General features: G+C 41.1%; 22 protein-coding genes. 16 read left to right on the top strand and 6 right to left on the bottom strand.

Annotated elements, in window-relative coordinates:
• Nucleotides 1-237 precede the first annotated feature (237 nt).
• The 5 genes from HCZ11_RS01385 to HCZ11_RS01365 all read left to right on the top strand — a co-directional run bounded on the left by HCZ11_RS01385 (nt 238) and on the right by HCZ11_RS01365 (nt 3,894).
• Complete coding sequence (locus HCZ11_RS01385) at nt 238-1,068, top strand: AraC family transcriptional regulator (RefSeq protein ID WP_167657419.1); 831 nt, start codon at nt 238-240, stop codon at nt 1,066-1,068.
• 26 nt (nt 1,069-1,094) lie between these two features.
• Entirely contained in the window at nt 1,095-1,697 is a 603-nt protein-coding gene (locus HCZ11_RS01380; RefSeq protein ID WP_167657418.1) for a LysE family translocator, read from the top strand.
• Nucleotides 1,698-1,899: 202 nt separating this feature from the next.
• On the top strand, nt 1,900-2,463 hold the full coding sequence (locus HCZ11_RS01375) for a helix-turn-helix domain-containing protein (RefSeq protein WP_254869048.1): 564 nt from the start codon (nt 1,900-1,902) through the stop codon (nt 2,461-2,463).
• 98 nt (nt 2,464-2,561) lie between these two features.
• Nucleotides 2,562-3,482 (top strand): DMT family transporter, encoded by a 921-nt coding sequence (locus HCZ11_RS01370; RefSeq protein WP_130052870.1) that lies wholly within the window; start codon nt 2,562-2,564, stop codon nt 3,480-3,482.
• 1 nt (nt 3,483) lies between these two features.
• The gene (locus tag HCZ11_RS01365; RefSeq protein WP_130052871.1) at nt 3,484-3,894 is read left to right on the top strand and encodes an Rrf2 family transcriptional regulator; all 411 of its coding nucleotides are present in this window, start codon (nt 3,484-3,486) and stop codon (nt 3,892-3,894) included.
• On the opposite strand, the gene HCZ11_RS01360 is transcribed toward HCZ11_RS01365, so the two are convergent.
• The 5 genes from HCZ11_RS01360 to HCZ11_RS01340 all read right to left on the bottom strand — a co-directional run bounded on the left by HCZ11_RS01360 (nt 3,888) and on the right by HCZ11_RS01340 (nt 12,157).
• Nucleotides 3,888-7,205, bottom strand: coding sequence for an EAL domain-containing protein (locus HCZ11_RS01360; protein ID WP_167657417.1), 3,318 nt, complete (start codon nt 7,203-7,205; stop codon nt 3,888-3,890). The two genes, HCZ11_RS01365 and HCZ11_RS01360, sit on opposite strands and share 7 nt — an antisense overlap.
• Before the next feature lie 126 nt (nt 7,206-7,331).
• Nucleotides 7,332-8,717: a tRNA 5-hydroxyuridine modification protein YegQ gene (gene yegQ / locus HCZ11_RS01355; protein ID WP_130052876.1), complete on the bottom strand. Its 1,386-nt coding sequence runs from the start codon at nt 8,715-8,717 to the stop codon at nt 7,332-7,334.
• 195 nt (nt 8,718-8,912) lie between these two features.
• Complete coding sequence (locus HCZ11_RS01350; RefSeq protein WP_167657416.1) at nt 8,913-10,457, bottom strand: S8 family serine peptidase; 1,545 nt, start codon at nt 10,455-10,457, stop codon at nt 8,913-8,915.
• 15 nt (nt 10,458-10,472) lie between these two features.
• Nucleotides 10,473-11,054: a hypothetical protein gene (locus HCZ11_RS01345; protein WP_167657415.1), complete on the bottom strand. Its 582-nt coding sequence runs from the start codon at nt 11,052-11,054 to the stop codon at nt 10,473-10,475.
• A gap of 512 nt (nt 11,055-11,566) precedes the next feature.
• Complete coding sequence (locus tag HCZ11_RS01340; RefSeq protein ID WP_167657414.1) at nt 11,567-12,157, bottom strand: DUF5034 domain-containing protein; 591 nt, start codon at nt 12,155-12,157, stop codon at nt 11,567-11,569.
• 243 nt (nt 12,158-12,400) lie between these two features.
• Here HCZ11_RS01340 and ndk point away from each other — a divergent pair, with 243 nt between their 5' ends.
• From ndk to HCZ11_RS01290, 10 genes are all read left to right on the top strand, one after another.
• Nucleotides 12,401-12,832: a nucleoside-diphosphate kinase gene (gene ndk / locus HCZ11_RS01335; protein WP_036972405.1), complete on the top strand. Its 432-nt coding sequence runs from the start codon at nt 12,401-12,403 to the stop codon at nt 12,830-12,832.
• 171 nt (nt 12,833-13,003) lie between these two features.
• Nucleotides 13,004-14,134, top strand: a complete 1,131-nt coding sequence (locus HCZ11_RS01330) for a bifunctional tRNA (adenosine(37)-C2)-methyltransferase TrmG/ribosomal RNA large subunit methyltransferase RlmN (RefSeq protein WP_167657413.1) — start codon at nt 13,004-13,006, stop codon at nt 14,132-14,134.
• Nucleotides 14,135-14,247: 113 nt separating this feature from the next.
• A complete protein-coding gene (pilW, locus tag HCZ11_RS01325; RefSeq protein WP_167657412.1) occupies nt 14,248-15,966 on the top strand; it encodes a type IV pilus biogenesis/stability protein PilW in 1,719 nt (572 codons plus the stop codon).
• The gene (locus HCZ11_RS01320) at nt 15,963-16,802 is read left to right on the top strand and encodes a RodZ domain-containing protein (RefSeq protein ID WP_130052881.1); all 840 of its coding nucleotides are present in this window, start codon (nt 15,963-15,965) and stop codon (nt 16,800-16,802) included. The genes pilW and HCZ11_RS01320 overlap by 4 nt, the downstream gene beginning before the upstream one ends.
• A 5-nt stretch (nt 16,803-16,807) precedes the next feature.
• Nucleotides 16,808-17,926: a flavodoxin-dependent (E)-4-hydroxy-3-methylbut-2-enyl-diphosphate synthase gene (gene ispG / locus HCZ11_RS01315; protein WP_167657411.1), complete on the top strand. Its 1,119-nt coding sequence runs from the start codon at nt 16,808-16,810 to the stop codon at nt 17,924-17,926.
• A 132-nt stretch (nt 17,927-18,058) separates the two neighbouring features.
• On the top strand, nt 18,059-19,333 hold the full coding sequence (gene hisS, locus HCZ11_RS01310; protein WP_130052883.1) for a histidine--tRNA ligase: 1,275 nt from the start codon (nt 18,059-18,061) through the stop codon (nt 19,331-19,333).
• A gap of 24 nt (nt 19,334-19,357) precedes the next feature.
• Nucleotides 19,358-19,978 (top strand): tetratricopeptide repeat protein, encoded by a 621-nt coding sequence (locus HCZ11_RS01305; RefSeq protein ID WP_130052884.1) that lies wholly within the window; start codon nt 19,358-19,360, stop codon nt 19,976-19,978.
• 9 nt (nt 19,979-19,987) lie between these two features.
• Complete coding sequence (bamB, locus tag HCZ11_RS01300) at nt 19,988-21,166, top strand: outer membrane protein assembly factor BamB (RefSeq protein ID WP_167657410.1); 1,179 nt, start codon at nt 19,988-19,990, stop codon at nt 21,164-21,166.
• Nucleotides 21,167-21,241: 75 nt separating this feature from the next.
• Nucleotides 21,242-22,711, top strand: a complete 1,470-nt coding sequence (gene der, locus HCZ11_RS01295; RefSeq protein ID WP_167657409.1) for a ribosome biogenesis GTPase Der — start codon at nt 21,242-21,244, stop codon at nt 22,709-22,711.
• 115 nt (nt 22,712-22,826) lie between these two features.
• Nucleotides 22,827-23,207 carry a VOC family protein gene (locus HCZ11_RS01290; RefSeq protein ID WP_055022061.1) on the top strand — a complete coding sequence of 127 codons (381 nt, stop codon included), beginning with the start codon at nt 22,827-22,829 and terminating at the stop codon, nt 23,205-23,207.
• Here HCZ11_RS01290 and HCZ11_RS01285 read toward each other — a convergent pair.
• Nucleotides 23,204-23,629 carry a MarR family winged helix-turn-helix transcriptional regulator gene (locus tag HCZ11_RS01285; protein WP_130052887.1) on the bottom strand — a complete coding sequence of 142 codons (426 nt, stop codon included), beginning with the start codon at nt 23,627-23,629 and terminating at the stop codon, nt 23,204-23,206. The genes HCZ11_RS01290 and HCZ11_RS01285 overlap by 4 nt on opposite strands.
• A 181-nt stretch (nt 23,630-23,810) precedes the next feature.
• On the opposite strand from HCZ11_RS01285, the gene HCZ11_RS01280 reads away from it, so the two are divergent.
• Nucleotides 23,811-24,809, top strand: coding sequence for an NADP-dependent oxidoreductase (locus HCZ11_RS01280; protein ID WP_167657408.1), 999 nt, complete (start codon nt 23,811-23,813; stop codon nt 24,807-24,809).
• Nucleotides 24,810-24,812 lie beyond the last annotated feature (3 nt).

Genomic DNA, 24,812 nt, shown 5'->3' with positions numbered 1-24,812 from the left:
TTAGGGATAAAAACATTCACACTAAAATAAAATATAAGAAAAGTCTGAGAAGAGATTTGTATAAGCAATTGAAAAATCGATATAAGCATCACTGCTATTTGCCGTTATTTGCTGTTAATTAGGCAAAAATAAATCTCTTTAATTCAATATCAGCAATTTTGTTCAAGTTTTAAGGTTGCTTGCTTCGCTATATTGGCGTAGGAATAATAACGAAGCGCACAACCTTCAGGAGCATCTGTGAGCAAAGACAATCACTTTAAGTACATCAACAGCGAACAGCATCAGAGCATCTCGATGTTGACTGCGACTATGAGTGATTTTACATATGCAAAGCATGCTCACGAAGAGTATTCAATTGGCATTACACTACAGGGACGACAAGATTTCTTTTGTCGAAATGCGTTTTATAAAAGCGTACCTGGCAATATTATTTTGTTTAACCCTGAAGATATTCACGATGGCCACTCTGGCACAGAACAAAACCTAGAGTATCTAATGCTGTACATTCATCCTGATGAATTTCAGCCTTTGTTTAAAGCACTAGGGTATAAGCAAGATTGTACATTACGTATGGCAAACACCTTGTATGCAGATCCATTACTGCGTAATCAAGTGATTAACTTATCTAGGCTTTTACAAACCAATAGCACGAACAAAATAGAGCGAGAAGCTGCACTATTGCAAATGGCGCAGTCTTTAGTCAGGCTCAACGGCAGCCTTGATTTACCGACTTTAAGCACCCGAGTTGATAGCTTACTGCTGAGAGCAAAAGACTATATTTTGGCAAATATCGACAATGACATTTCTATTGATGACATTGCCCATGCAGCCACTATGTCGAAGTTTCATTTTATCCGCCGCTTTCGCGAGCACTTCGGTATTACTCCACATCAATATGTTTTGAACTGTCGTATTAATTATGCCCGTAGAGCGTTACAAGTTGGCCGCGATGCCACCAACGTAGCGGTTGAATCAGGCTTTGCAGATGCAAGTCACCTCAATCGTAACTTCAAACGAGTATTCGGTATGACACCAAAACAATTTCAACTGCAATGGGCTCGAAGATAGAGCTAAACTACTGATTTGGAGCTGTTATGGCAGATATTTTTGCATATGCTATTGGCATTATGTACACCCCTGGGCCAATCAATTTACTCGGTTTAAGCAGTGGCTTAAATAAACAAACACGTTCACACCTTGGGTTTTTTATCGGCGTGGGTAGCGCGATGTTTATCTTATTTGTACTGCTTGGCTACCTTGGCTTACAAATGATAAATCCGCAGTTTTTGCCTTATGTGAGCTTAATTGGTTGCGGCTATATTTTGTATATTGCTTGGAAGGTCGCAAAAGCAAAAGTACAGGTGAGTGATACCTCAGCGGATGCCTCACTTAGCTTTTTCGATGGCCTGTTTATGCAACTTTTAAATCCAAAAGCGCTGGTAGCTACTTTGCCAATTGCTACGATTCAGTTCCCAAGCGCGGATATTACCGGAGCTGCAATCGTATTTTGGTCTTTTATTTTAGCCATCCTTGCCTTTGGTGCTCCTACAAGTTACTCGCTAGCGGGCTTAGTGCTTGGCAAACAAGTATCACGGACGGGTGTTTTTAATGTGTTTAATAAACTAATGGCTGTTTTGTTAGTTTATGTCGCACTAATGATTGCCTACGAGCATGTACTTACACCTTTATTGGCATAAAATTGATCATCCTTAGCAAACAGGCATAATAGCGTTATTCTCCAAATGGTTATTACAAAACGATGCAAGGCAACCTATCAATCCGTTCATACAGTACTAAGCCTGTTAGTCATAGCCATGACTATCATCAACTTGTACTGCCCTTAAAGGGAGTGATAGCCATTAGTGTGGGTGATTTTCAAGGTAAAGTCGCCCCGGGTGAATGCGTGGTTGTCAAAGCCACGCAAGTGCTTTTACCGCCATGCCAGAGGCTCGATTTGTTGTGGCCGATATGCCAAAGCTACCGGATAACCTTGCCACCGCTGAGCACTGCGTGTTTGCTATTAATCAATCACTTTGGGCATTTTTGCAGTTTGTGGCAAAGCAACTTGAGCAAGCGGTTAATCGTGAGTTAGAACTTGCCATGTTTAACACCTTCAATTTGCTGTTAGCTGAGCAAATTATGCAGCCTAAGGTCGACAGCCGTATTAGCGAGGCATTGCTTTATATTGACAGTCACTTAGGTACTCCTCTTCAAATCAAACACCTTGCCAGCATTGCCTGTTTAAGCCCAACGCAATTCAAACTGCTGTTTAAGCAACAAACCAGATTGACTGTCATGAACTATGTAACTAAACAACGAATGGAAAAAGCACAAGCCTTGCTGAGTCATACCGACTACCCGTTACAGCGTATTAGTGAGTTAGTAGGTTTCAATGAGCTTTCCTCTTTTAGCCGCAGTTTTTCAAAGTACTTTGGCTTATCTCCAAGCAAATTCAAAAAGTAACTTTAGTTTTTAACGCCTACAAAACCGTCCTTTTTGTCAAAAATTGTGCATCAATTTTGATTATGCTTTTGATACCTTAAATTTAAAGCGAATCATCGATGAACCACGCTATCGCTACAATTGCCGTGTTAGTTGCCAGTGTGTTTTGGGGCACAACAGGCACTGCCGCAAGTTTTGCGCCAGACATTAGCCCTTTTGCAATTGGTGCTTTTGCAATGGGGTTTGGCGGCGTACTACTTTGCCTAACCGCAATAAAACAACTGATAGATGATGCTAATAAACTGAGTCAACATTACCGCCTAATCCTATTAGGTTCAGCTTGTGTGGCTATTTATCCGCTGGCATTTTATACCTCAATGAATAGTGCCGGTGTGGCAATAGGCACCGTTGTCTCGATTGCCAGCGCACCTTTATTTACCGTCTTATTGGAATACTTAATTGAGAAAAAGCCCGTTGCAACTCGCTGGCTAGTCAGCTTTTGCTTTGGCGCTATAGGCATAGGCTTAATCGCGTTAGGTAAAGAGTCAAACTCTGCTGCAGAGGGGTTGTTTAGCCAAAACATCGGCATTTTACTTGGCTTAATTGCAGGGCTTACCTATGCCGGTTATTCATGGGTTGCCAAGCGTTTAATTAGCAACGGCGTTCATTCAAGAGCGACCATGGCTAGCCTATTTGGTGGCGCAGCCTGTGTACTCCTGCCATCATTATTAATTACAGGGGATACGCTGTTTGCCACAATTACCAATACCAGCGTGGCGCTATACATGGCCATTGTGCCGATGTTTTTAGGTTATTGGCTATTTAGTATTGGCTTAAAAACCATCGCTGCCAGCCAAGCCGTACTCATTACTTTGCTTGAGCCTATCATCGCCACCATACTTGCTATTGTGATTTTACATGAACAATTTCAGCAAATTGGCTGGCTTGGGATTGGCTTAGTGAGCATTAGTTTGGTAATTCAAACGGTCAATATTAAGCAGTTCGTGGTACACTGCAAAAAACGCATTTTGACGATTTAACATGAGAAAAGACAGCCGACTATCGCGGGTTTTACATGTGCTGATCCATTTAGACAGTTACAGCCAACCTGTCACATCAGAGACATTAGCAAACATGTTAATGACCAATCCTGTGGTCGTGCGCCGTACTATGGCATTACTACGTCAAGCAGGTTATGTATCAGCTATTAAAGGTCACAATGGCGGCTGGCTACTTGCAACTCCCTTAACTGAGATCACCTTATTTGATATTCACCAAGCACTTGGCGAAAAGAACCTATTTGTTATAGGTCTAACCGATGAGCACAGCAATTGCCCTATCGAACATGCAGTAAATAGCGCCATACAAAACGCGATGGATGACGCAGAATCGCTATTATTAAAACGATTTGCTGAAGTTTCTCTTGCAGAGCTTGCCAGTCAATTTCAATAATCCTGCTTTAGAGTATTTGGCGATTTCACAAACTCGTACAACTCAGTTATTGGCAACGGTTTACTGAAGTAATAACCTTGTACTTGTGAACACTCAAGCTGTTTAAGTATTTTCAGCTGTTGCTCTGTCTCGACTCCTTCTGCAATTGACTCCATACTTAATGCGCTGGCTAAATCAATCATAGCTTTAACGATTGCAGTGTCTGCATCGCTGGGGGTTTCTAAATCATCAATAAACGATTTGTCGATTTTTAGCTTATCAAGGGAAAAATCTTTTAAATAATTCATCGACGAATAGCCCGTACCAAAATCATCAATCGACATTTTAAAACCTGCCTCACGCAATTTTGTTATAGTGTTTAATGCAAATTTGGGGTTCCCTACTGCTATTGTTTCAGTTAACTCAAGCTCAATACATTCAGGCTCAATGGAGTAAGTTTGTAATACCGATATTAAATCACCGAGTAAGTGTTTATTAACAAACTTAGTTGCAGACAAGTTTATTGCAAAAGTGAGACGCGGCATGCTGTCATCTCGCCATTGACGAATTGTTTTAACGGTATGTTCGAATACCCAGTCATCAATTTCACTAATGCGGCCACTGCTTTCAGCAAGGGGTATAAACTCAGCAGGAGATACATTACCTAGTGTTGCTGAGTGCCAGCGTAGTAATACTTCAACAGCCACCGCATGGCCAGATGCAATATCAATTTGCGGTTGAAATACCAAATAAAACTCATTATTTTCAAGAGCGAAATTAAGTGCATTAATGATTTGTAATTGTCTGAGCCCAGATTTATTCATTTCTTCGGCGTAAAATAAGGCATTATTACGACCTAGTCGCTTAACCTCAAACATCGCTGACTCAGCCATCTGTAATAGAGGCTCAAAATTTTGCCCATCAATTGGATACAAGGCAACACCAACAGAAGCTGTAACAACAATTAAATCATCATTAATCGTAAGAGGTTCACTGATCACCTTTAATAAGTGGTGACAGCTCTTATTTATTGCACCTGTTGAAGTATAAGGCGTGATAAATGCAAAGCGGTCTCCTTGCAAGCGAGCAACTATAATATGCTCACCCATAAAATTACAAATTCGTGCACTCAAGTTCTGCAGCACAAGGTTACAGTTAGCCATTCCTAGTGCTTTATTTAGAATTTTAAAATTATCTAAACCAACTAAAATAAAAGCTGCTTTTACATCTTCTTGAAGTTTAATTGTTTGTTCAAATTCAATCTGCAGCTTGTTTTGGTTTGCAAGCCCTGTTAGCTGATCATAATAAGACAATTGATGTATAAGCGTTTCACTTTCGACTTCTTTCGTTACATCATGCTGAAATGAAATGTAGTTTGTTACCGAACCTTGCTTATCCATCAATGGGTAAATGGTGGTTTGCTCAACAATCACTTTGCCATGCTTAGTCTTATTAACCAATGCACCAACCCACGCTTCTCGTTTTTTTAAATGCTCCCACATATTTTCGTAAACACTGGAATCAGTTTGCCCTGCACTGATTTTATCGGGCCTTTGGCCTATTAGTTCATCATAGTCGTACTGGCACATCTCTAGGTAAGCGCGGTTCATGTACTCAATTTTTGCATCTGTATCTGTAAACATAATTGGGTGTGGATTTTGCTCAACCGCTTGAGACAATAAATGCATGCGTTTATTTAGATTAATTTTATGAAACCACTGCCATACAGACTCGGCCCATACAGTCAGCATTCGCCTATCATGCTCGCTAAAAACCTTCGTTTGGTGCTGAAGAATTATCGCCATATGGCATTGACTATGGCGCATCACCGGCACCACCAATAATGAGCTTGAGTCGCTTGGTAAGCCATACTCTTTAGCATGTTTATAGTTAACAATAACAGCTTCACCTGCCGCTATTTTAGCTTGTAATTTCTCAGTGCATACATCAAAGATAGTGCCTGGCTCTGCTCGATAGGAATGTTGCTTTTGTTCGTTACAAAGAAACAAAGCTGCGCCATCGCAATTAGTGATTTCAAGCGATTGATTTACCGCAAAATTCAATAAAATATCTTGATCGTCTTGAAACGAAATTTCGGTAAGCCGTAACAATCCTCGATTAAATTTACTTTGCTGTGCAAGTGCTGCCATACGGCCTACTTTATCTGATACATCGCGAGCATTAATCAGATATGTTGGCCCATCACTTTCATGATCGAACAAAGTTATCGAAAACTCAAAATGAATACATCTGTCATTTATGGTGATCGGTAAGGTATTTACCAAACACACACCGGACTTTTTAGTCTCCATAAGCATACGCATAAAGTCATCTGCATCTGATTGCTCAAACATACTGCTAATATTTTGACCGACCATACCTTTAGTAAATATATGACCATCTGAGTTATCGCTGAAGACTTCACGGAACGTACCGTCTCTTTCAAGTTCAAAAACAGAATCAGGCAGTGCCGTGAGTGTTGCTTTTAACTGTTTAGAAAAGTTATCTAGAGCTGTATAAGGCTTTGTTACAGTCTCAACAAAGAGGACCTTATACAATAAAAAATAAGTTAGCCCTTTATAAACATGACCAAAAAAATTAAAGGTGTTGGTAGTGTGCGACGCATCATTTAAAACCAAAAAACAGACCTCACTTAAAATAGCTAATAAACAAACGATTGTTTTACCAGCAATATTTAAGTTTTTTCTAGGCTCGCGAAGCTGTATTGCAAACATTACAGCGGCTGCACCATAAAGCGCAAAAACAAGCAAATCAATTAAAAACTTAATATGGCTACCACCCACTCCTTCAATATATATTTCTGGCAGTAGCTCTGGAAAATAAAAAAGTGAGCTCGCAATGAATAAACTAAATAGCAGCAAAGAAGTAAGTAAAGCACGCGCATTTAACGGCTTATATTTGATCCAAATACCTGCTGCAATAATTAAAAATGCAGCTCCATTAAAGAGCCGTGCAACTAACCAAAGGCTAATGACTAGATTCATATCAGCATCGCCTTCATGCATGCTGTCAAATGCTAAAAAGTGCAATGAGTCGAAAATAGCTACGCAAAGCATGGTGCAAGAAAGCAGTAACAGTTTGTAGTTATTAGTGAAATGCCAAGTATTCCAGCCAATAGCAAAAATTAAAAACGAGATCACAACTGAGAACAATTCGACACAGGTATGCATCGCTATATAAAAAGGAATAGCAGCAATAAGACCTAATTGCTCCAATAGCAAGACAATGGCGAGCAGCAATACACCTACCGCAATAAAAGGTACTGTATGTAAAAGCTCTCTTTGATGTGATGGATGAACGACGTATTTCACTATAGTTTTTGATTATGTTTTATTAATACCCTAGAAAAAAGGATAGTAAAAATAACCAGTAACGACAGAGAATTACTAAAAAAAGATGAAGTAAATGCGCTAAGAGTGACTTAGCGCACCTTTCAGTTAAGCTTTATTGAATGGATTACGGGTGTCTTGATCTGCATCTAGGTTACGCATCAAAATAGCATGCTCTAAATCGAGGTCTTCTGGCAAAGGAATTTTCACAATATGTCCTGAGCCTTTCGCATCACTAATGGCTTCACCTTTTTTATTTTCCATAAAATCTAGCTTGAAGTTGATGTTGCCTTTAGGTGTCATAAGCTCAAGTGAATGACCGGTACAAAATTTATTTTTCACATCAATTTCAACCAAGCCATTACTAGTGCGCCCTAATACTTCACCAACAAACTGCTGCTTATCTGATACAGAATGACCATACTCATAATTTTGATAGTCTTGATGCGCATGGCGCTTTAAAAACCCTTCGGTATAACCGCGGTGAGCTAAGTTTTCTAGGGTTTTAAATAAGTTGGCATCAAATGGACGGCCTGCAACAGCATCATCAATGGCTTTACGATACACTTGTGCAGTACGAGCAACATAATAGAAAGACTTAGTACGGCCCTCAATTTTTAAACTGTGAACGCCCATTTTAGTAAGCTGATCAACATATTGAACTGCGCGTAAGTCTTTTGAGTTCATGATGTAAGTACCATGTTCGTCCTCAAAAGCTGGCATGTACTCACCAGGGCGGCCCTGCTCTTCAAGCATGAACACTTCGTTACTTGGTGCACCATCACCGAGAGTTGGGATCACCGCTTTAGGGTCGATTTTATGCACCATTTCACCAGTTTCATTCTCGGTGCCTGGTTTCACATCGTAATTCCAGCGACATGCGTTAGTGCAAGTACCTTGGTTTGGATCACGCTTATTGATATAACCTGATAGCAAACAACGACCTGAATACGCCATGCAAAGTGCACCGTGAACAAATACTTCAAGCTCTGTATTTGGGCATAATTCGCGAATTTCAGCGATTTCCTCTAGCGATAACTCACGCGATAAAATAACTCGCTCGATACCTTGCTGAGCCCAAAAGTTCACCGTGGCATAGTTAACCGCATTGGCCTGCACCGATAAGTGAATCGGCATATCTGGCCACTTTTCACGAACTAGCATGATTAGCCCAGGGTCAGACATGATCAGCGCATCAGGCTGCATAGCAATGACTGGCTCAATATCTCGTAAGTACGATTTTACTTTGGCATTGTGAGGAGCAATATTCGACACCACATACAATTTTTTATTTTGCGCGTGCGCTTCGTTGATACCAATCTGCAGGTTATCTAGGTCAAACTCATTGTTACGAACACGAAGGCTATAACGAGGTTGGCCAGCGTAAACAGCATCTGCACCATAAGCAAAGGCATAACGCATATTCTTTAAACTACCCGCAGGTGATAACAACTCAGGCGTAAAAGGACGAGGGGTCAAAATAGGTGACGACATGAAAGCTCCACACATCGAACCGAGTACAAGTCGGTTGCATGAATTAATACAAGAATGAAGCGCGGCAGTATAATAATCTGCCCAGTAATTTTATTGATCTAGATCATGATTGCTTCAAGAGCTTATTGATGAGTAGGAGATAAACGAAAAAAGCGCCATGAGCGCTTTGTTCATAACAACAATATAGGGGAAAAGTTAATGAGCTGAACCATCCCCGCCACGTAATACGTTACTAGGTGCTTTACATCCATTTTCAGCTATATAGTCAACAGCCGCTTTGGCTTGCACTATGCCCCAGCCATAAGCATGGTCATAACCCATATCACCCTGATCATCGGCAGATGCCCTTAATGCTAAACGAATGCCATTTGCAGAACACTCAGGATAATTACTCCATACCAATGCAGCTACACCGGAAACATGGGGAGTTGCCATCGACGTACCTGATTTAAAGTCATGATCTGAAAATTCAGCTACGGTAATTGTGGTTTCATTACCGAGGTTTTCCATTAAACTAAGGCCCTCATTTCTTGTCACAGAGCCAGCAATCATAGTAGTAGGGTTAATATTGCCAATAAGCTGGCTTTGGTTGTTATTACGAATAATAACTCCCACTCCGCCATCCGCTTCACACTGTTCTACTTTTTTATAGAACGGAATTTCCCCTCGTTCGATTAGACAAATTTTTCCTGTTACATCTCCACAGCTCTGAGTACCTAAACCACAATCAACGAGCTCCCCTGTAACAGTACCAAAACGCGAGCCATCCATACCATAATATTGGAAATTAACATTATCTTGCGTGACATTAAATTTTGAAAAGCGCGCGCGGTCAACAGGCACAGTTGAGAAAACATTAACGCCTGGCGCTGCTATTTCAATTTGACTGCTTCGCTGTGAAAAGCTTGCATGACTTTTAGTGCTATCAACCGCTGCAACTGAAATTACACTGTCATAAGATGCAGGGTAGCTATGTGAAGCTTCACCAGAATTTCCTGCTGCCGCAACCATTAATATATTCGCACGAGCAACTTTATCTAACGCTTTTTCTTCAATAGGGCTTGAGTACATCCCACCAAGGCTCATAGAAATAACCGTTGAACCGGCTTGCTGACATTCATCAATCGCACCTGCTAAATCGGAAGCGTAAGCCCAGCTACCATTACCAGCAAAGACACGCACAATGTGCATATCTAAAGAATGATCATCGACAATTCCTGTCGTACCAAACTCATTGTCGATTGCGACAATAGTGCCTGCAACATGAGTTCCATGACCAAATGGATCTTGATACCACACACCAGCACCGCCATCGTCTGAGCCAGTAATACCTGCACTCGGCAAATCAGGGTGCTCTAAGGCATAACCGCTATCGATTACACACACTTTTTGTCCGCCTTGATATTGAACTTGATCAGCTTGAACCATAGCTAAACCATACGGAATATATTGCGAAGCGCCTTCAGACATTAACTCTCTTGGTACATCCGGATAAAAAGTCTTTACGTTTGTAAGCCCTGTAACATTGGCTAACTGAGTTTTATCAATTGAAATTGCAAAACTTTCTAGTGATCTAAGTTCTTTTTCTATTTTAATGTTATTTGATATCAACTCAGATTTAAGCGCTGAGGCTTTGTTACTATTCGCCTCTAGAACAATTCGCATTGATTGCTCTGCTAAAGAAGGAAAGCTAAAAGTAAGAGCAATGCTTGCTGCTAAAACTGTTTTTTTATTTATCATCACTAAAGTCCTTCTTTACTCTGCGTTGTCGTCATTTTTGCTGTTTGGGCAATCTTTCACCTGTACATTGCCACTTATTGTTCCGGCATTGTTATAGCCTTGGTATGGTCCAGACTCGAGTAACATCACATTCAATAATCCATTTGCACCAAATCCAGATTTAATACCTTCAGAAATATCCATCATGCACGCAAAGCCAACCCCCTCCCCAGGCAAGCTAGGGTTTGTCGAGTTATAATTAAACTCAACCTGATACATCCCCTCAGTACAAATATCTTGTTTACAGAATAATCGCTCATCGCCAGATTCAGCCCCATCCGGTGATACAGGATCTTCACTACATAAACCTGCACCATAAACTTTTGCGTTGAATGATACTCCTCCTGATTGCTGCCAATCTAATGCAGTTATATCTTTGTAATTTACTTTTCCGCTTACATCTCCATCACAACGAGCTGCATGTGCTACAAACACAGCTTTTCCTGCCCCACCCTTTGAATTTAGAGTACCACCAGCATTAACTTGAGCGTCTAACTTGGCACATCCACCCATAATAGCGAACGATGTGATTAACAAACCTAACTGCGTTTTTTTCATATTAATTCCTTGTTGTTTGCTTTTATAAAAACAGCTAAAACCACTCAAAAATAAAATATATTTAGTTTATACAATTAGTTATGAGTGACAAAAATAAGTAATAGAGGAAGTAAAATGAGAATTCAATACACTAAAAAAGGTAAAAACCACGCAGAGAATAACGATTAAATTAACTGTAAAAAAACGCCTTAATTAACAACCTGTTAAATATTTATTTACAAAAGTGAAGAATGTATCAATCTGTACCAAAATGTAATCATGCACTTAGATATTAAAAAACCAAGCATCATCTAGTATTTTAGTATTATTAATATTGAACTAAGTATGGACTTATAGAGAAAAGAAAAAAGGTGACCAATCCTATGGCCACCTTTTAAGATCAAACTCAATTAACTATCCAGGGTAATTGGTTCGAATTTGCTAATGTTAGCAGCACAAAAAGCTACAACATATATTCTTTAATAATTAAATAGTTATATTATATGCTAAATGTGACTTATTAATTACAAAAGCTAAAACAGCTGTACTTCTTCAGTTTCAAGCGCAAAGGTTTTGCCGTTTGCAAAACTAATATCGATATAAAAAATATGACTACTTTCAACTTCAGGGGCTTGGTTAGGTTTTAGCTCAATAAAAATAGGTGCAGTAGTGGGTACGACGCTTGTGAAGTCTTCAACATTGGCATAGTTGCCATCACTGTAATAATTAAAATCATTCACAAACATCTCAGTGATATCAAACACGCTATTTAAACTCATCCCCGCGGTGAATTCACTGTTGTAATCAGCGCTTGAGTAAATATTAATAGATGTAATGCTATTTGCGCTCCCTAGCACTACTGCCGGGATAGCACACTCTGCGTACTCTTTATTAGGGTCAGGCTCATTTCCTTCACTATAAACACCTTCGCCAACACCGCCTAATTTTATGGTATAGGCATCATAAGCGAGTGCTGTGTTAACCTCGTTTTGCTCTGGGGTTACAACATAATTATTAATATCGATTGCAATGGGGTAAGGAGAGCACTCAAGCTCATCGTTTGAGTCTGAATTACAACCCGCTAAACAGCTTGCGAATAAACTGACTAGTAAAAGCTTTTTCATAATTATTGTCCTTATTAGTTTTGTAATTTCCTGAGTTAATAATTACCTATAAAATAAACAATAACAAGTGCTTAGCTGCTAATATTCGCTCATATTTTATACCCATGTTGCTATGCGTGTTTAGGGTTCATGAAAATGCCACCAAATGACTATTTAATAAAATTAGGAATTTTCATGTAAAGCGCGTATAATTCGCGCCCGTTAATATTTAACCTTTAAATTTAAAATTATTGGAGCATAAAGATGGCTTTAGAGCGTACTTTTTCAATCGTAAAACCTGATGCAGTTGCAAAAAACCACATCGGTGCTATCTACAACCGTTTCGAAACGGCTGGTCTTAAAATCGTTGCAGCTAAAATGGTTCACCTTTCAAAAGAAAAAGCTGAAGGTTTCTACGCTGAGCACAGCGAGCGTCCTTTCTTCGGTGCTTTAGTTGAGTTCATGACATCTGGTCCAGTAATGGTTACTGTTCTTGAAGGTGAGAACGCAGTACTTAAAAACCGTGAAATCATGGGTGCTACTAACCCTGCTGAAGCACTAGCTGGTACTTTACGTGCTGACTACGCAGACAGCATCGATGAAAATGCTGTTCACGGTTCTGACGCTGTTGAATCAGCTGCACGTGAAATCGCATACTTCTTCGCTGACGAAGAAATCTGCCCACGTACTCGTTAATTTCGAGTTCACAGCTAAGTCTGTGATGCAGAAGAAAAAGGGCTTTCGAGCCCTTTTTTAGTCATTAGCTAAGCCTATTGTAAATCTGTTTAGCTAATGACTAAGTCGATTAAATAATGTACAATCGCGCACCCAAACTACTTTACCACCGTCACTGATTGAGGTTGTTTCATGACCACTGAAAAAAAGATTAATTTATTAGATTTAAACCGAGATGCAATGCGAGAGCTTTTTGTATCATTCGGTGAAAAGCCATTCCGTGGTGATCAGGTGATGAAATGGATTTATCATTTTGGTGTAGACAATTTTGACGACATGACGAACGTCAACAAAAAGCTTAAAGAAAAGCTAAAAGCGGAATGTGAAATTGTTGCTCCTGAGATCTCAGTTAGACAAAAAGCAAGCGATGGCACTATCAAATACGCCCTCATGCTGCAAGGTGGCCAAGAAGTAGAAGCTGTTTGGATCCCAGAAAAAGACCGTGCAACTTTATGTGTATCTTCTCAAGTAGGTTGTGCACTTGAATGTACCTTCTGCTCAACAGCACAACAAGGCTTTAACCGTAACTTATCTGTGTCTGAGATCATCGGTCAGGTTTGGCGTGTTGCAAAAGACATTGGTTTAAACGGCGACAGCACTAAACGCCCAGTTACTAACGTGGTAATGATGGGTATGGGTGAGCCTCTGCTTAATCTTAAAAATGTAGTGCCAGCGATGGAACTAATGATGGATGATTGGGGTTTTGGCTTATCAAAGCGTCGCGTGACATTGAGTACATCAGGTGTGGTACCTGCTCTTGATTTATTAAAAGAGAAAATCGACGTAGCACTCGCTATTTCATTACATGCGCCAAACAATGAGCTGCGTGACGTACTTGTACCTATTAATAAAAAGTACCCAATCGAAGAGTTTTTAGCGGCGTGTCGTCGTTATATTGATGGCTCTAAAGCAAACAAAGATGTGACTATCGAATACGTTATGTTGCAAGGTGTTAACGACAGCACAGATCAAGCTCATGAATTGGTTAAAACTTTGAAAGGGACACCTTCAAAAGTAAACCTGATACCGTTTAACCCATTCCCGGGTAACGAATATGGCCGTTCTAGCAATAGCCGTATCGACCGCTTCTCTAAAGTATTACAAGCAGCGGGTATTACCTGTATTGTTCGTCGTACGCGAGGTGATGATATTGATGCTGCTTGTGGTCAATTAGTGGGTGATGTTGTCGACCGTACTAAGCGTTTAGCGAAAAAGAAAATGCGCGAAGATAACGCAATTGCGGTAAATATTCATCAAGCATAAACAGAATATTTAAAGATAAGCCTTTGTGATAAACACGTTATTTTAAAATAATAGATGCAACACAAAGGCTTTTCGGTAAGATAGGCATACGGAATCAAAGAAGAGATTAGGTAATGCGTTCTATACTTGCCATTACTGTTAGTGCATTCGCATTAACAGGGTGTGTTACAGAAAACAGCTACGACGGAAGCGACAGACCCGTTGTAGAAAAAAAGATTAATAATACCGGTGCTGCTCGTACTCGTATCGCTCTTGCGTTACAGTACTTAAAAACAGGCAACAACTCGCAAGCAAAATATAATCTAGAACGTGCCGCAGACTTTGCACCTGACCTTCCTGAAGTTCACTACTCTTTAGCCTATTACTATCAACAAGTTGATGAACCAGATCTAGCAGATAAAGCCTATCAACGCGCTTTAAAAATCGCCCCAAATGATCCAAACACCTTAAATAACTATGGTGTCTTTTTATGTGGCATTGGCAAATACGACCGTGCAGCAGAAGAACTTCTTAAGGCGATCGCAGTTCCTAGCTATATCCGTGTAGCTGAAAGTTACGAAAACTTAGCCTTATGTGCGATTGAATTTGATGACTTTGAAAATGCAGAAAAATACCTAAAATCAGCGCTAAACCACAGCTCGCAGCGCCCTTCTTCAATGATTAGCCTAGCCGGTTTATATTACGCTAAAAGCGACCTTCATAAAGCTGAAGAGGTGATTGAAAAATACGAATCAACTGGTCGAGTTACCCCTCGTGCACTCATGCTCAGCTACCTTATTCAGCAACGTATGGGCCATATTGAAAAAGCCGAAACAACCGCAGCAATCATTTTACAAACCTACCCAGGTTCAGTAGAAGCAAAGGCCATTTCTTCTGGGCAAACTAAACGTTCTGAATTTGAAATACTACGTGAAAAATATCGTCAAACGCTGTTAGAAGAGCTTAAAATTTCTAGCGACAGCAGCATAGTCAGTAAAGATCAGCCAAAAATTCGCATAGTGAAAAGAAAAGCTCCTGATAATCAAACCCTTGTTGCTGAGGCGTCAGTGGGTGCTGCTGAGCAAGAGTCACAAATCGTAGCCAGAAGCAATGAACAGGTAGCAGCTGAGGTAAACTCAGACAGCGCAGAAAAGCCAGCAACCAAAGCATTAGCCTCAACACAACCGCTCAATACAACGCCTAAGACGCTCACTGAACAAACTGACGAAGGCTTCCAAACAGTTACCTCTCGTAAAGTTAAACAATCCCCTGTTAATGCAAAGCAACAAAAACAAACAACAGATGAAGTGACCATCGTGTCATTTGGTGCGCCGCAAACGCCTAACGTTCAACAAACGCCAGCAAGCACACCAAGCACTAATAAAAATGCTGGTACTGTGGTGTTTTATGAGGCAGAAAAAGACGCAAACGTATTTAGTGGCAGTCAATATAGCAGTTCTTCAGCAGATAACACTGACTTTAGCGTGACGGATCAGCCGCTTAATTTACCAATGCTAAACGCAAATGTACCGGCGCTGAATATCCCGTATCATATTATTGAAAATGGTGAAAACCTGTTTAGTATTTCGGTGCGATACAATGTTAAACTACAGAAGATTTTGCAGTGGAATGGCTTAAAAGAATCAGACCGAGTCCAAAACGGTACTCGCATTTTTCTAAACAATCCGAATATTTATCACAATATCAGTGATGGCGACACACTTTATAGCATAGCCACACAGCATAGCGTATTAATCGATCAGTTAATGCGCTGGAACAAATTGAGCCCAGATGTAGCCCTAAAACCTGGGCATAGACTCTTATTGGTAGATCCAGACTCATACGCATTATGAATGAAGAAAACAATTTAGAACAACCGCAAGAAACGCTCGGCCAAGCACTAAAAAAGCGCCGCGAAGACACAGGCATGAGCCTTGAGCAACTTGCTGGAGCATTAAAGTTATCAGTTTTACAGTTACAACGATTAGAGAATGACGAGCATGAACTACTAGGCCCTGCAACTTTTGTGAAAGGCTATATCAAAAGTTATTGTCGTGAGCTTAAAATCGATAGCCAAGCGATGCTCGAATTATTACCAGAGCACGTTGAACCTGCAAAGAAATCTAAAATGCAGAGCTTTTCTCGCCGTACTGAAAAAGAAGCTAATGACAGCCGCTTAATGCTGTTTAGCTACTTTATCTTAGCGGTGATCATTGGCTCATCTGTGTTTTGGTGGTGGCAAAATAGCAACCAGAATATCGAGAAGCCGGTAACGACGGTGATGCCAAACCAGCTTGAAAGCAGTGATATTTCACCTGACTTAGCTGTAGCAGCGCCTGCTGAAGAAACAATCATTCAGCCTGAAGCAGATGTGCCTACAACCAGCAACGAAACACAAAGCCAAGTTGCTGCTCAGCCACAAACTGAAAAGGCTGATCCTGAGCACAGTGAAGTCGTGATGCACTTCAATGAAGATAGCTGGGTAGAAATTCATGATGGCAACGGCGATCGCATCGCTTTTGGCGTTAAAAAAGCAGGTTACATCATGAAAGTAACCGGCCCCCAACCATTTAATGTTGTATTAGGCAAACATCAAGTGGTTGATATTACGTTTCAAGGCGAAACCATCGATACCTCACATTTTGCCAAAAATCGCTTAGCTAAATTTACTTTACCGTTAACAGAGTAACCGCAATGTTTTCAGAATCTCCTATTAAACGAAGAAAATCGACCCGTATTAACGTAGGTAATGTGCCAATTGGTGATGGTGCCCCCATTGCCGTTCAATCGATGACGAACACTAATACTTTAGACATAGATGCTACAGTTGCACAAATTCAAGCTATTCAAGATGCTGGTGCTGACATTGTGCGTGTTTCAGTGCCGACTATGGAAGCAGCTGAAGCATTTAAAAGCATTAAAGAACAAGTCACTATTCCGCTGGTAACTGATATTCACTTTGACTACCGTATTGCGTTAAAAGTAGCTCAATACGGGGCTGATTGCTTACGCATTAACCCGGGTAATATTGGTAGCGAAGAACGTATTCGTGCCGTTGTAGACTCAGCAAGAGAGCACAACATTCCTATTCGTATTGGTGTTAATGGTGGTTCATTAGAGCGAGATTTACAGGAAAAATATGGTGAGCCAACACCTGAGGCACTCCTTGAATCAGCTATGCGCCACGTTGAGATCTTACAACGTTTAGACTTTGATCAATTTAAAGTATCTGTTAAAGCGTCAGATGTATTTTTAGCAGTAGGTGCATATCGATTACTTGCGAAAGAAATCGACCAGCCACTGCATTTAGGTATTACCGAAGCAGGTGGTATGCGCTCAGGTTCTGTCAAATCAGCTGTTGGCTTAGGTATGCTACTTGCCGAAGGCATTGGTGATACGTTACGTGTGTCACTTGCTGCTGACCCAGTACAAGAGATTAAAGTCGGCTTTGATATTTTAAAATCATTACGCATTCGCTCACGCGGTATTAACTTTATTGCATGTCCCAGTTGCTCACGCCAAGAGTTCGATGTCGTTAGCACCATGAACCAATTAGAAGAGCGCCTAGAAGACGTGGTTGAACCTATGTCAGTGTCTGTTATTGGGTGTGTAGTAAATGGCCCTGGCGAAGCTCTTGTCAGCGATATCGGCCTTGCTGGTGCAAATCGCCGCTCTGGCTTATATATCAACGGTGAACGTCAAAAAGCACGTATTGATAACGATAATATAGTCGAACAACTCGAAGGCTATGTACGTGACTTTATCGCTAAGAAAGAGAAAGAAACGCCAATCGACATCAAAATCGTTGAATAATTCGAATTATAGTCGGTAAACCCTCGGGTTTGCCGTTTACCTTTACCGCTTAGACGTTATAATAGCGGGTCAATTTTTAGTTTTTCTTGATGCGTGTTTTTTCAACGCAAGTACAGTATTTAGGATTTATCAGTGGCAAAACAAATTCAGGCAGTTCGTGGTATGAACGATTGTCTGCCAGGCGATACGCAAATTTGGCAGAAAGTAGAAGACATTTTACGTGAAACAGTTTCATCGTTTGGTTATCAAGAAATTCGTTTTCCAATTGTTGAATCTACCGACCTTTTCAAACGCTCTATCGGTGAAGTAACTGATATTGTAGAAAAAGAAATGTACACCTTTGCAGACCGAAATGGCGATAACTTAACGCTTCGCCCTGAAGGTACTGCGGTATGTGTTCGTGCTGGTAATCAAAACGGTTTACTGTATAACCAAGAACAACGTTTATGGTATATGGGTCCAATGTTCCGTCACGAGCGCCCGCAAAAAGGCCGTTACCGTCAATTCCACCAATTTGGCTTAGAAACATTCGGCATTGCCACTGCTGATATTGATGCAGAAGTAATTTTGCTGACAGCCCAATTATGGAAAGAGTTTGGTATCAGCGAACACGTTCGTCTTGAACTTAACTCTCTGGGCTCAAATGAAGCCCGTGCTGATTACCGAGATGCGCTTGTTGCTTACTTAGAGCAACATGTTGATGTACTCGACGAGGACTCTAAGCGTCGTATGCATTCAAACCCTTTACGTGTTTTAGATAGCAAAAACCCTGATGTACAAGCCATTTTAACTGATGCACCAAAATTATCTGAACACTTAGATGCTGAATCAAAAGAACATTTTGAAAATTTATGTGAACGTTTAGACGCTGCGGGCGTCGAATACACGGTAAATGAAAAGCTTGTACGTGGTCTTGACTATTACAACCGTACCGTTTTTGAGTGGGTAACCGATAGCCTTGGCGCCCAAGGAACCGTTTGTGCCGGTGGTCGATACGATGGTCTAGTTGAACAACTAGGCGGTAAAGCAACACCTGCGGTTGGTTTTGCAATGGGCCTTGAACGTTTAGTGTTATTACTTCAAGCACTCGAATGTGTAGGTGACATCCGCCGTAGTGCTGATGTATATTTGGCAGCCATGGGCGATAAAGCCAGTATTCAAGCGCCAATTATTGCCGCTCAATTACGTAAAGATGTTGCAGGTTTACGTGTAATGGTTCACGCAGGCGGCGGCAACTTTAAAAAACAATTAAAACGCGCAGATAAAAGCGATGCTCTCGTAGCTGTTATTATCGGCGAAGATGAATTAGAACAAGGCGTTGTGACTATTAAGTATTTACGTGAGCGTAAAGAACAAGTCACCTTAAAACTAGAAGAAGCGAAAACGCTACTAGCTGAACTTATTTAAGCTCAGCTAGCAACAGAGGTAAGCATGGAAATTTATTCAACAGAAGAACAACAAGAAGAAGCGATCAAACGCTTTTTCCGTGAAAATGGTTTAGCACTTGCAATTGGTATTGTTGCAGGTTTAGGTGGTTTATATGGTTGGAAAGCTTATAACCAAAACCAAATCACCACAGCTGAGAAAGCATCTGACTCTTTCACACAACTTGTTGAGAGCGGTACCGTGCTAGAAAAAGCGGATACGTTTATTAAAAACAACAGCGAGTCAAGCTACAGCACGCTAACAGCATTTGTAGCGGCGAAAGAAGCGGTTGATAAAAATGACCTTGATGCTGCAAGCGAAAAGCTTAACTGGATCATCACCAACGAGCAAAACCCTGAACTAAAAGCAACGGCTACAACTCGCCTTGCTCGTGTTCACCTTGCTCAAAAGCAATATGATCAAGCACTAACAACGCTAAATGCACAGCTTCCAGCATCATTTTCTGCTGCAGTTGCTGAACTAAAAGGCGATGTTTATGCTGCACAGGGCGACAAAGACCAAGCACGTAGCCAATACCAAGCTGCTGCTGATAATGGCGGCCTTGAAAACAATCCGTTATTACAAATTAAACTTGATGACTTAGCACAAACTAGCCCAGCGGCGTAAGGGGTTAAGATGAAGAAGTTAACAGCGGCAACACTTGCTCTGTGTATCGCAACCCTTACTGGGTGTTCGTCAAGTGATGACGAAGATGAGCTGGTACTGCCTGAAATTGTTAATCAATTTGAGACAGAAGTGGTTTGGCAAGAATCAATTGGTGATGGTGTTCAGCATTATTTCTCGCGCTTAACGCCGGCTATTCATAACGATGTTGTGTATGTAGCAAACCGCGAAGGTGAAGTTGAAGCCCTATCGCTTGAAAATGGCGATACGCTCTGGGAAACCGATGTGCGTGAAAACCCTGCCTTCTGGCCTTGGGAAACCACAGAAAGTGCCAAGTTATCGGGTGGTATTTTACAAGCTTACGGCAAAATTTTTGTTGGTTCTGAGCATGGCTATTTAACCGCGCTTGACCGTGAAACAGGTGAAGTAGTTTGGCGTAAAACAATGCCTGGCGAAGTACTTGCAAAACCTGCTGCCGGCGACGGCCTAATTTTTGTAAACTTAGGCTCAGGTAAATTATTAGCTGTACATCCAGATACCGGTGAAGAGCGCTGGAGCTTTGAACAAGAAGTACCACCACTAACTTTACGTGGTCAAAGCTCGCCTACAGTAGCAAATGGTGGTGTATTACTAGGTCTTGAAACTGGTAAACTAAGCGTATTAATTTCTGAAAATGGTTACTCTGCTTGGAGTGCTGAAATTGCTTCTCCAAAAGGTGCGTCTGAGTTTGAACGTTTAGTTGATGTAGATACACAAGCATTGATTAGCGGCCCATATGCTTATGCAATCGCCTATAATGGTAATTTAGCGGCCGTAGATATTCGTTCTGGTAATGTTGTTTGGAAACGTGAATACAGCAGCTACCGTGACTTATCTATGGATGGTCAATCTATTTATGTTGTTGATAGCGATGGCGTTATTTACGGCCTAGATAAAACATCAGGCATTGAGCGTTGGAGCCAACCAGCTCTACGCGGCTGGTACTTAACAGGCCCTACCGTGGCTGGTAAGTATTTAGCATTGGGTGACCAAGAAGGTAACCTTCACTGGTTAGACAAAGAAACGGGCGAGCTTGTATCGCGCGAAGATTTTGACAGCTCAGGTTTCTTCATTGAGCCAGTTGTTGCCGGTGACAAATTGATTTTATACACCCGAGATGGTGAAGTTAGCGCGGTTAAAATTCCAAACTAACTTACTAATAGTAAACGTTATTTTTCTAAGGCTTCGCTTGGCGAAGCCTTTTGTTGTTTTTTTAAGAGGTAGTTTATGCTTCCCGTGATCGCTCTTGTTGGGCGACCCAATGTGGGCAAATCCACATTATTTAACCGTTTAACACGTACTCGTGACGCCCTCGTAGCCGACTTCCCTGGCTTAACACGAGATAGAAAATATGGCCAAGCTGATTACGATGGCTATGAATTTATCGTGGTAGACACGGGTGGTATTGACGGTTCTGAGCAAGGTATCGAAACCGAAATGGCTGAACAATCGCTTCTGGCAATTGAAGAAGCGGATATCGTGCTATTTCTAGTTGATGCCCGTGCAGGTATGACTGCCGCAGACCAAGCAATTGCTAATCACCTACGTAAACAACAGAAGAAATGTTTTGTTGTGGCAAACAAAGTGGATGGTATTGATGCTGACTCATACTGTGCTGAGTTCTACCAGCTAAGCTTAGGTGACGTGCATCACATTGCTGCGGCTCACGGCCGTGGTATCACGCAACTACTCGAAACGACCTTACAGCCAGTTATTGCGGAACTTGCAGGCGAAGCTGAAGAGCTTGAAGAAAGTGATGACGAATTGGTTGATCTTTACAGCGAAGATGAAGACGCTGAAGACAATCAACAAGCCTTTGCCGACAAGCCAGTAAAACTTGCAATTATCGGCCGCCCTAACGTTGGTAAGTCAACACTTACCAACCGTATCTTAGGTGAAGAACGTGTAATCGTTTACGATATGCCGGGTACAACTCGTGACTCTATCTATATACCGATGACACGTAATGACAAAGAATACATTCTTATTGATACCGCGGGTGTTCGTAAGCGAAAGAAAGTAAGCGATGTTGTAGAAAAGTTCTCTGTGATCAAAACCCTTAAAGCAATTGAAGACGCTAACGTTGTATTACTAGTGGTTGATGCTCGCGAAGGTATTTCTGATCAAGACTTAAGCTTATTAGGTTTCGCCTTAAACGCAGGACGTTCATTGGTTGTTGCTGTTAACAAATGGGATGGCCTTGATGATTACGTTAAAGAACGTATTAAGTCAGAGCTTGACCGCCGTTTAGGTTTTATCGATTTCGCACGTTTACACTTTATCTCTGCTTTACATGGCACAGGTGTAGGTCACTTATTTGAGTCAGTAGATGAAGCGTACGAGTCAGCAACTAAGCGTATTAGCACAGCGATGCTGCGTCGTATCATGGATATGGCACAAGCCGATCACCAACCGCCACTTGTTCGCGGTCGTCGTGTGAAACTTAAATATGCACACGCAGGTGGCTATAACCCACCACGTATCGTGATCCACGGTAACCAAGTTCATGACTTACCAGATAGTTACAAACGCTACCTAATGAACTATTACCGTAAAGCATTAGGTATTATGGGCACGCCAATCAAAATTGAATTTAGAGAAGGCGACAACCCATACGCGGGCCGTACCAACAAAGTGACCTTATCGCAAAAACGTAAGATTCGTGCATTTGCGAAAGAAAACCGCAACAAGTCGTAGCTACTACAGCTAAGCTTTAAGTATTAAAAAAACCTTGTGAGTATGACTTTCAAGGTTTTTTTATTGCTAAAACTATGCTTTATTTAATAAACGAACAATAAATAGAGCAGCATAAATGGTATTTTTAAGTCAGGTTATTTACGTCGATAACGTAGAAGAAGTACTCGACTTTTACTATCAAGCATTTGGTTTAAATACCAACCATATCAGTGACGATGCCGAATACGGTGAACTTGTCACAGGGTCTGTTAAACTTGCTTTTGCGACCCACCCGCATGCGCAATCATATTTCAAGCAAGGGTATATTCGCGCCCATCCTAAGCAACCCGCCCTTGGTTTTGAGCTAAGATTCAGCTGCCATAATTTAGTCGAAAGTTATGATAAAGCCGTGCTTGCTGGTGCTGAACCATTGTGCCCACCAACTAAAAAAGATGCCCAGCATTATGCGTATGTTCGCGCTATTGAGGGCACCTTAGTGTGTTTATTAGAAGATTAGTCTTTGGTAAGGTCAGTGTGAAGTTCAAGGGTTAATTCACGTAGTAATTCTATGCGCTCTAAGCTCATGTTTGAGCGCGCCATTAACTTAGCCGTTAGTTCTTCGGCATCAACTTTAAGTTGCATGCCCTGCTCAGTTAACGAGATTACTTTTTTACGCTCATCTTCACTTGATACCTGGCGTGTTAATAAACCTTTCGTTTCTAGGCGTTTAACTATCGGTGTTAGGGTACCTGAATCGAGGTGCGTATCATTAGAAAGCTCTTTTAAACTCACTTGGTTATTATACCAAAGCGAATGCATCACAATATATTGCGGATAGGTTAAGTCATAAGCCTCGAGAATTGGCCGAAACGCTCTGATCAACGCATTTGTTGCACTGTATAAAGTGAAACACACATTGTCTGATAAGTTATTGCTCATGCTATTACCCTAAACTGAAATACAGCCCTATTATTGCCGTAATTTAGTTTGCGCGCAAATTATTTTCCTACTATCTATTGCCTTTTACTGTAAAGATCATTAAATTGATCGCAAATAGTTTGCGCACAAACATTTTGCGTAACATATTAATTAATCCCAATCTAGCAGGCTCGAGGTTTATATGGCGACAAGTCAACAAATTCATTTAGTTTCACGCCCAACGGGTGTACCAACACAAGCTAATTTTGCGCAGGTCGAAGTATCACTTCCTAATTTAAACGACGGCGAAGTATTAATTAAAAATACCTGGATGTCAGTTGACCCCTATATGCGCCCACGCATGATCGATCGTAAATCATATATCGCGCCATTTAACTTAAACGAAGTGATGGAAGCCGGTGCTATCGGCGAGGTGATTGAATCACGCAATAACGACTTTCCTGTAGGAAGCAAAGTAAGTCATATTAGTGGCTGGCGTACCATGCACATTAGCGATGGTAGCGACTTAACGTTACTACCTAACGTGCCACTACCAGACCAACTATTTTTAAGTATTATGGGTATGACTGGGTTAACTGCATGGGCAGGTTTAACAAAGGTAATTAATCTTAAAGAAACCGATACCGTGTTTGTTTCAGCTGCATCAGGCGCTGTAGGTAGCGTTGTTTGCCAAATTGCTAAGCTAAAAGGCTGTAAAGTGATTGCTTCGGTTGGTTCTGACGAAAAAGCACACATGGTTAAAGCGTTGGGTGTTGATGCTGTAATTAACTATAAAACGGTAGCAAATCTAACAGAAGCCCTTGAACAAGCGGCACCACAAGGCATTGATGTGTACTTTGAAAACGTAGGTGGCGATCACCTTGAAGCTGCACTCAATGTAATGAACGATTACGGCCGTATTCCTGTATGTGGCATGATCTCAGGTTACAACAATGACACCGCACAGCCAGGGCCAAGCAACCTGTTTTATATCAACTCGAAAAAGCTCACCATGCAAGGCTTTATCGTGATTGATTACTTTGATCAGTTCCCTGAGTTTATTGAACAAATGGGCGCGTGGATCGGCGAAGGTAAAATTAAATCTGAAGAAACGGTATACCATGGCATTGAAAATGCCGTTGATGCATTTCTTGGCCTGTTCGAAGGTAAAAATAAAGGAAAAATGCTAGTTAAGCTTTAACAC

The organism is Pseudoalteromonas sp. HF66 (assembly GCF_011806445.1).
Classification (GTDB): Bacteria; Pseudomonadota; Gammaproteobacteria; order Enterobacterales; family Alteromonadaceae; genus Pseudoalteromonas; species Pseudoalteromonas apostichopi.
This window is presented reverse-complemented; position numbering and strand designations above follow the sequence as displayed.

What these genes read in the sequence shown, in the direction of transcription:
- HCZ11_RS01320 (WP_130052881.1), top strand. Translation starts at nt 15,963, where the DNA reads ATGAATGAAGAAAACAATTTAGAACAACCGCAAGAAACGCTCGGCCAA.
- HCZ11_RS01280 (WP_167657408.1), top strand. Translation starts at nt 23,811, where the DNA reads ATGGCGACAAGTCAACAAATTCATTTAGTTTCACGCCCAACGGGTGTA.
- HCZ11_RS01290 (WP_055022061.1), top strand. Translation starts at nt 22,827, where the DNA reads ATGGTATTTTTAAGTCAGGTTATTTACGTCGATAACGTAGAAGAAGTA.
- HCZ11_RS01345 (WP_167657415.1), bottom strand. Translation starts at nt 11,054, where the DNA reads ATGAAAAAAACGCAGTTAGGTTTGTTAATCACATCGTTCGCTATTATG.
- HCZ11_RS01285 (WP_130052887.1), bottom strand. Translation starts at nt 23,629, where the DNA reads ATGAGCAATAACTTATCAGACAATGTGTGTTTCACTTTATACAGTGCA.
- bamB (WP_167657410.1), top strand. Translation starts at nt 19,988, where the DNA reads ATGAAGAAGTTAACAGCGGCAACACTTGCTCTGTGTATCGCAACCCTT.
- ndk (WP_036972405.1), top strand. Translation starts at nt 12,401, where the DNA reads ATGGCTTTAGAGCGTACTTTTTCAATCGTAAAACCTGATGCAGTTGCA.
- HCZ11_RS01375 (WP_254869048.1), top strand. Translation starts at nt 1,900, where the DNA reads ATGCGTGGTTGTCAAAGCCACGCAAGTGCTTTTACCGCCATGCCAGAG.
- HCZ11_RS01350 (WP_167657416.1), bottom strand. Translation starts at nt 10,457, where the DNA reads ATGATAAATAAAAAAACAGTTTTAGCAGCAAGCATTGCTCTTACTTTT.
- HCZ11_RS01370 (WP_130052870.1), top strand. Translation starts at nt 2,562, where the DNA reads ATGAACCACGCTATCGCTACAATTGCCGTGTTAGTTGCCAGTGTGTTT.
- ispG (WP_167657411.1), top strand. Translation starts at nt 16,808, where the DNA reads ATGTTTTCAGAATCTCCTATTAAACGAAGAAAATCGACCCGTATTAAC.
- HCZ11_RS01380 (WP_167657418.1), top strand. Translation starts at nt 1,095, where the DNA reads ATGGCAGATATTTTTGCATATGCTATTGGCATTATGTACACCCCTGGG.
- yegQ (WP_130052876.1), bottom strand. Translation starts at nt 8,717, where the DNA reads ATGTCGTCACCTATTTTGACCCCTCGTCCTTTTACGCCTGAGTTGTTA.
- pilW (WP_167657412.1), top strand. Translation starts at nt 14,248, where the DNA reads ATGCGTTCTATACTTGCCATTACTGTTAGTGCATTCGCATTAACAGGG.
- HCZ11_RS01365 (WP_130052871.1), top strand. Translation starts at nt 3,484, where the DNA reads ATGAGAAAAGACAGCCGACTATCGCGGGTTTTACATGTGCTGATCCAT.
- der (WP_167657409.1), top strand. Translation starts at nt 21,242, where the DNA reads ATGCTTCCCGTGATCGCTCTTGTTGGGCGACCCAATGTGGGCAAATCC.
- HCZ11_RS01340 (WP_167657414.1), bottom strand. Translation starts at nt 12,157, where the DNA reads ATGAAAAAGCTTTTACTAGTCAGTTTATTCGCAAGCTGTTTAGCGGGT.
- HCZ11_RS01330 (WP_167657413.1), top strand. Translation starts at nt 13,004, where the DNA reads ATGACCACTGAAAAAAAGATTAATTTATTAGATTTAAACCGAGATGCA.
- HCZ11_RS01305 (WP_130052884.1), top strand. Translation starts at nt 19,358, where the DNA reads ATGGAAATTTATTCAACAGAAGAACAACAAGAAGAAGCGATCAAACGC.